The sequence below is a fragment of the Streptomyces sp. genome (assembly GCF_031181705.1).
Taxonomy (GTDB): domain Bacteria; phylum Actinomycetota; class Actinomycetes; order Streptomycetales; family Streptomycetaceae; genus Streptomyces.
The window spans coordinates 24683-31688 of sequence record NZ_JAPSKN010000058.1; the positions used below are offsets into that span (position 1 = coordinate 24683).

4 protein-coding genes and 1 tRNA gene are annotated in these 7006 nt (G+C 69.0%); 2 read left to right on the plus strand and 3 right to left on the minus strand.

Annotated features, from left to right (window positions below; genetic code table 11):
• The first annotated feature begins 206 nt into the window (after positions 1–206).
• Positions 207–1052: a hypothetical protein gene (locus tag RIN80_RS13845; protein ID WP_309095871.1), complete on the plus strand. Its 846-nt coding sequence runs from the start codon at positions 207–209 to the stop codon at positions 1050–1052.
• Positions 1053–1650: 598 nt separating this feature from the next.
• Positions 1651–1857: a developmental transcriptional regulator BldC gene (bldC, locus tag RIN80_RS13850; RefSeq protein ID WP_003949541.1), complete on the plus strand. Its 207-nt coding sequence runs from the start codon at positions 1651–1653 to the stop codon at positions 1855–1857.
• A gap of 454 nt (positions 1858–2311) precedes the next feature.
• Here the strand turns inward: bldC and RIN80_RS13855 are convergent, their stop codons facing one another.
• The 3 genes from RIN80_RS13855 to hrpA all read right to left on the minus strand — a co-directional run bounded on the left by RIN80_RS13855 (position 2312) and on the right by hrpA (position 6802).
• Positions 2312–2515: a DUF6274 family protein gene (locus tag RIN80_RS13855; protein ID WP_309095872.1), complete on the minus strand. Its 204-nt coding sequence runs from the start codon at positions 2513–2515 to the stop codon at positions 2312–2314.
• A 175-nt stretch (positions 2516–2690) separates the two neighbouring features.
• A tRNA-Asp gene (locus tag RIN80_RS13860) sits at positions 2691–2765 on the minus strand.
• Between the two features lie 92 nt (positions 2766–2857).
• The gene (gene hrpA, locus RIN80_RS13865; protein ID WP_309095873.1) at positions 2858–6802 is read right to left on the minus strand and encodes an ATP-dependent RNA helicase HrpA; all 3945 of its coding nucleotides are present in this window, start codon (positions 6800–6802) and stop codon (positions 2858–2860) included.
• Between the last annotated feature and the right edge of the window lie 204 nt (positions 6803–7006).

Genomic DNA, 7006 nt, shown 5'->3' on the forward strand with positions numbered 1-7006 from the left:
TAAGTTGCGGCGGGTGGAAGCAGGCCCCGTGCGGGTGGCGGGGACTGTTGAGCATGAGATTAGAGCCTGGCGAGCCCGCCGGCCGCACGGTGCTCAGGATCACCTCCGACCGGAGTACGCCCGTGCGACGATTTGCATAGATTTCCCGCGCGATCGTGAGCGGGTTCCGCAGGTTTTCGCCGCGGTGCGCGGGGGAGGGAGCAGGCGTGCCCAAGGTGTCCTCGGTGATCGTCCCCTACGCGAGCTACTTGCGCGTGTACGAACCGCTGGCCGCCTTCCCCGAGCCGGAGCGCGGCCACTGGGCCCGCTACGCCCGCCGTCCGGACCGGCCCTCGTACCAGGACGAACTCCGCGGCGCCCTGGCCGACTTGGCGCCCACCCCGCCGGTCCCGGTGCCGGTGCACGAGAGCGAGGACGCCTTCGTGCTGGACGTGGACGGGGTCGTCTGCGTCTGCCCCTGGCGCACCCGGCTGCGCGGCTGGCTGGCCCTGGAGGACCTCTCGGAGGAGCTTCCGCCGCCCGTCCTGGACGCCGTCCTGCCGCCCGTCCTGCGCCGCCAGGCCGCCCAGGACTACGAGCGCTGGCTGGCGATCAACCCCGACGCCAGGCCGTGGATCCGTACGGCGACCTGGCAGGTGCCGATCAGCTGGTTCGTCCTGGTGTCCGACGAGGAACGCGAGTACGACAAGGGCGACGGCGAGGACAGCCCGCCCGTGCTGCGCTACCGCACCCCCATGGTCCAGGCCCGGCGGCGGGTGGCCCGGGGCCTGCGCGCCCTGCGGGAGGCCATGGACGAGGGACCGCTGATCGACGGACTGCTGGACGTCGGGCGCTGGCTGGAGGAGTTCCACCCGCGCTCGCTGGTGGAGCTGGACTACGGCGGCCTGGTGCACGCCGTGCCGGCCGGGACCCTGGAGGAGGACCACTCGGCCGCCGACGTGGCCGAGGGCATCGCCGCGCTGCGCCGGGGCGACGGCGCCGCCGCCGGGGTGGCGTACGCCCGGCTCGTGGAGCGGTGGCGTTCGGTGCGGGATCTGCGGTCGGCCAACTGACCCCTGACCACGCGGTCCGTACGGAACGCTCGTGGTCGGTAACGAACTGACGTTTGACGAACCGCCCGATTTGGGGTTTCGTCCTCGCACCGGGTCCCTGAAGCGGGCCGTGCGTTTTCTGAGGCTTCGTCAACAAGGGACGTAGGACCCGATCCGGGCGTACCTCGCAAGTAGGTCAAGCGTGACGGACTACACGTTCGAGGCCCTTGCGTCCCTTGCCCCTCCTCATGCCAAAATAGGACAAGGAGTCCGGGGAGGGCTCCTTCCGTCCCTAGTGCTGCACTATGGGTGGAATCTCAGCATTGCACGCTTTGGGGGGTCTCGTGACTCCTGATCGCCGCTGTGACTGATCGTCACAGCGGCGTGACTGTCCGCTATGGCATGGTCCATCGGCTTCCGTGGCTGATGGACACCTGGAGGGGCAATTCCATCGGTTTGGCCGACGCGGCTGGACAGATGGTGTAGTTGTAGTGCCGAGGACAAGCCGTTCGTCCTATAACCGACTCGACTCGCGTCCGCCATTTCGGGCAACGCGGGTCAAGGTGCAGAATTTAGAGGAAAGAACCGAGAAGGTTCGGTTCTCCCGAGGAGGCCGCTCATGACCGCTCGCACCCCTGATGCCGAGCCGCTGCTGACCCCGGCTGAGGTCGCCACGATGTTCCGCGTCGACCCCAAGACGGTCACGCGGTGGGCGAAGGCCGGCAAGCTCACGTCGATCCGCACGCTCGGCGGGCATCGGCGCTACCGCGAGGCCGAGGTCCGCGCCCTGCTCGCGGGCATTCCGCAGCAGCGCAGCGAGGCCTGAACAACTGAATACCGGGCGAAACGGTCCGTCCCCCAACTGGCCGTGACGTTCGGACCCACAGCTCCAAGCGACGCGGGGTCCTGCCCCAACAGGCCCCACGCCCAAGCCGGAGAGAGCTTTCCGGGCATGTAACAGGGTGCGTCGTCGATCGCGCTGGACTCCGCCGGGTCCAGCGCGATCTTTTTGTGCGCCGGGCACCGGCCGCCGGACCCGCTGTGAGCGGGCTTGTCGGAGTCTGGGGAGGGGTGTCGGATCAGCTGTGTGCGGCGCTCCGGACAAGGTGCAATTGCACATATTAAATTGACCGTTTGTAGGAGGCGGGTAAGTACCGCACTCTGTGAAACTCATGCGGTGACACCCGTCACATACCAAGCGGCTTGTTAGCCCGGCCGCCGGTGGGGTAGGGGAGCCTGCGGTTCCAGTTCCCGTTGCGCGCAAGGGTGTTGAGGCCGCCTCACGCGGGCGCGGGGCTCCCGTCCCCGGCGGCCTCGTCCTCGGCCGGGTTCACCGCCGGAACGGAGCGCGGGGCGGACTCCATCGCCAGCCGCAGCAGGTGACGGCAGATCGGGCAGTGCCGGGTGAGGTGCCGGTAGGACGACGCGGCCGCCAGGTGCGCGCGGAGCAGGGCCCGCGTCTCGTGCCTGGCCGATGCCGCCATACGCCACCTCCACGGGCCGTACGGGAAACGGCCCTGGTTCTGGGGTACCGACCGATTGAGGGGGCGTCAAGACGGCGCGTGGGGGCGCGCGGAGCCGTACGCACACCGGCTGCCGATCGAGGGAGCCGGCAGGCAGACAAAAGAGCCCGGATCCGAAGATCCGGGCTCTCTGCTGCGGTCCTGACGGGATTTGAACCCGCGGCCTCCACCTTGACAGGGTGGCGAGCACTCCAAACTGCTCCACAGGACCAGGTTTCGCCGCGCTTTCGTGCGTTGCGCTGCGAGAAGAGACTGTACAGGAGGGGGAGCCCCGGGTCGAACTCACCCAGGGTGCGCGGGCGGTCACGGTGCCAGCGCGTCGATCGCCTTCACGATCCGCTTGTCGGAGATCGGGTACGCCGTGCCCAGCGCGTGGGCGAAATAGCTGACCCGGAGCTCCTCCAGCATCCAGCGGACGTCCAGGACCTGCCGCGGCACCGGCCGGCCCCGCGGCATCTGCTCCAGCAGCCAGGCGTACTCGTCCTGCATCTCCTTGACCTTCTCCATGCGCGTGGTGTCGCGCTGGACGTTCGTCGGCATCTGCTGCAGGCGCCGGTCGGCAGCGACCAGGTAGCGCATCAGGTCCGGCATCCTGCGCACGCCCGCCTCCGTGACGAATCCGGGCTTCACCAGGGCGTCCAGCTGGCCGCGGACGTCCTGGAGGTTCGGCAGCAGCGCCGGGCTGCGTACGGCCTTCAGCCGGCGCTCACAGGCCTGCCAGGCCGCCAGGACCTGCTGCACCTGGCTCACCGTGCGGACGGTCGTGTCGACGATCTCGGCGCGCACCTTGTCGAACAGCTTCCGGTACGACTCCTCGTCCCACGCGGGCCCTCCGAAGTCCGCGATCAGCTTGTCCGCAGCCGCCGTCGCGCAGTCGTCGAACAGGGCCTGCACCGAGCCGTGCGGGTTGGAGGACAGCGCGAGCTTCTGCGCGTTGGTCAGCTTGTCGGAGGCGAACTTCGCCGGGTTCACCGGGATGTTGCGCAGGATCAGGCGGCGGGTGCCCTTCCACATCGCCTCGGCCTGCTCGGCCTCGGTGTCGAAGAGGCGGACGGAGACCGTGTCGCCGTCGTCGACCAGTGCCGGGTACGCCTTGACCGGCTGGCCCGCCCTGCGCGTCTCGAAGACGCGTGTGAGCGTGCCGATCGTCCAGTCGGTGAGGCCCTTGCGCTCCAGGGACTCGCCGCCCTGGCGTTCGGCCGTCGCCGCCGCCGCCTGGGAGAGGGCCTGGCGCGCCTTCGGCTTCAGCCGCAGCTTCAGCGCCTCCAGGTCCTTGTCCTCGGCCAGCTTGCGGCGCCGCTCGTCGACGATCCGGAAGGTGATCTTGAGGTGGTCGGGCACCTTGTCCCAGTCGAAGTCCTCGGCGTCGAAGGGGACTCCGACCATGAGCCGCAGCTCGCGGGCCATGGTGGCGGTGAGGGGCTCCTGGAGCGGGACCGCCTTGTCCAGGAAGGCCCTCGCGTAGTTGGGCGCGGGCACGTAGTTGCGCCGGATCGGCTTGGGCAGGGAGCGGATCAGCTCCGTGACCAGTTCCTCCCTGAGGCCCGGGATCTGCCAGTCGAAGCCCTCGCCGGTGACCTGGTTGAGGACCTGGAGCGGGATGTGCACGGTCACGCCGTCGGCGTCCGCGCCCGGCTCGAACTGGTACGTCACCCGGAACTTGAGGTTCCCTTGGCGCCACGAGTCGGGGTAGTCGGCCTTGGTGACCTCGCCCGCCTTCTCGTTGATGAGCATCTCGCGCTCGAAGTCGAGGAAGTCGGGCTGCTCGTGCCGCTTGCGCTTCCACCAGGAGTCGAAGTGCGCGCCGGAGACGACGTGTTCGGGGACGCGCCGGTCGTAGAAGTCGAACAGCGTCTCGTCGTCGACCAGGATGTCCCGGCGCCGGGCGCGGTGCTCCAGCTCCTCGACCTCGGTGAGGAGCCGGCGGTTGTCCGCGAAGAACTTGTGGTGCGTGCGCCAGTCGCCCTCGACGAGCGCGTTCCGGATGAACAGCTCGCGGCTGGTCTCCGGGTCGATCCGGCCGTAGTTGACCTTCCGCTGCGCCACGATCGGCACGCCGTAGAGCGTGACCTTCTCGTACGCCATCACGGCCGCCTGGTCCTTCTCCCAGTGCGGCTCGCTGTAGGTGCGCTTGATCAGGTGCTGGGCGAGGGGTTCGACCCACTCGGGTTCGATCTTCGCGTTGACCCGGGCCCAGAGGCGGGAGGTCTCGACGAGTTCGGCGGACATCACGAACCGCGGGGGCTTCTTGAACAGGGCCGAGCCGGGGAAGATCGCGAACTTGGCGTTGCGGGCGCCCAGATACTCGTTCTTCGCGCCCTCCTTCACGTCCTTCATGCCGATGTGGGACAGGAGGCCGGCGAGGAGGGAAAGGTGGATGCGGTCGGCCGGGGCGTCGTCCTCGTTGAGGTGGATGCCCATCTGCTTGGCGACCGTGCGCAACTGCGTGTAGATGTCCTGCCATTCGCGGATGCGAAGGAAGTTGAGGTACTCCTGCTTGCACATCCGGCGGAAGGAGGACGAGCCGCGCTCCTTCTGCTGCTCCCGGATGTAGCGCCAGAGGTTGAGGTAGGCCAGGAAGTCGCTGGTCTCGTCCTTGAAGCGGGCGTGCTGCTGGTCGGCCTGGGTCTGCTTGTCGGCGGGGCGTTCGCGCGGGTCCTGGATGGACAGCGCGGCGGCTATGACCATGACCTCGCGGACGCAGCCGTTCCTGTCCGCCTCCAGGACCATGCGGGCCAGCCGCGGGTCGACGGGCAGCTGGGCGAGCTTGCGGCCGGTGTCCGTGAGCCGCTTGCGCGGATCCTTCTGCGCCGGGTCGAGGGCGCCGAGCTCCTGGAGCAACTGCACACCGTCGCGGATGTTGCGGTGGTCCGGCGGGTCGATGAAGGGGAACTTCTCGATGTCGCCCAGGCCGGCCGCGGTCATCTGCAGGATGACGGAGGCGAGGTTCGTCCGGAGGATCTCCGCGTCGGTGAACTCCGGGCGGGCGTTGAAGTCGTCCTCGCTGTACAGGCGGATGCAGATGCCGTCCGAGGTACGGCCGCAGCGGCCCTTGCGCTGGTTGGCGCTGGCCTGCGAGATCGGCTCGATGGGCAGGCGCTGGACCTTGGTGCGGTGGCTGTAGCGCGAGATGCGGGCGAAGCCGGGGTCGATGACGTACTTGATGCCCGGGACGGTCAGGGACGTCTCGGCGACGTTCGTGGCCAGAACGATCCTGCGGCCCGTGTGCGGCTGGAAGACCCGGTGCTGCTCCGCGTGGGAGAGCCGCGCGTACAGCGGCAGGATCTCCGTGAAGCGGTAGTTCTTCTTGGTCAGGGCGTCCGCCGTGTCGCGGATCTCCCGCTCGCCGGAGAGGAAGACGAGGATGTCGCCCTGACCCTCCTTCTGGAGCTCCTCGACGGCGTCGATGATCGCGGTGATCTGGTCGCGGTCGGCGTCGTCGCCGTCCTCTTCGAGGAGCGGGCGGTAGCGGACCTCGACCGGGTACGTACGGCCGCTGACCTCGATGATCGGGGCGTCGCCGAAGTGCCGGGAGAAGCGCTCGGGGTCGATGGTCGCCGAGGTGATGACGACCTTGAGGTCGGGGCGCTTGGGCAGCAGCTGGGCGAGGTAGCCGAGCAGGAAGTCGATGTTGAGCGACCGCTCGTGGGCCTCGTCGATGATGATCGTGTCGTAGGCGCGCAGCTCGCGGTCGGTCTGGATCTCGGCGAGCAGGATGCCGTCCGTCATGAGCTTGACGAAGGTGGCCTCGGGGTCGACCTGGTCGGTGAAGCGGACCTTCCAGCCGACGGTCTCGCCGAGAGGGGTGTTCAGCTCGTCGGCGACGCGCTCGGCGACGGTCCGGGCGGCGATCCTGCGCGGCTGGGTGTGCCCGATCATGCCGCGCACGCCCCGGCCGAGCTCCATGCAGATCTTGGGGATCTGGGTGGTCTTGCCGGAGCCGGTCTCACCGGCGACGATCACGACCTGGTGGTCGCGGATGGCGGCCGCGATGTCGTCCTTCTTCTGGCTGACCGGCAGCTGCTCGGGGTACGTGATCTCGGGCATGCGGGCCCGGCGGCCGGCCATCCGCTCCTCGCCCTTGGCGATCTCCGCCTCGATCTCGGCGAGCACGGCGGCCCTGGCCTCCGGCTTGCGGATCTTGCGCGCACCTTCGAGCCTGCGCCCGAGCCGGTGCGCGTCGCGCAGGGACAGCTCGGTCAGGCGGGGGGCGAGGGCGCCGAGGGCGGGGGCGGATTGCGTAGACATACGGGATCCAGGATCTCATCCCCGGGAAATTCGTGGCTAACGCTTTTGCCCCGGGGCGACGGCCGCGGCGAGGCCGACGGCGGCGATGGGCAGGGCCGACACGAAAGAGCCCCTCTCCGATGGTGACGGAGAGGGGCTCAGGCCCTCGGGAGGGCGGTTGTGGCTGGGGCCGGGGTCGAACCGGCGACCTTCCGCTTTTCAGGC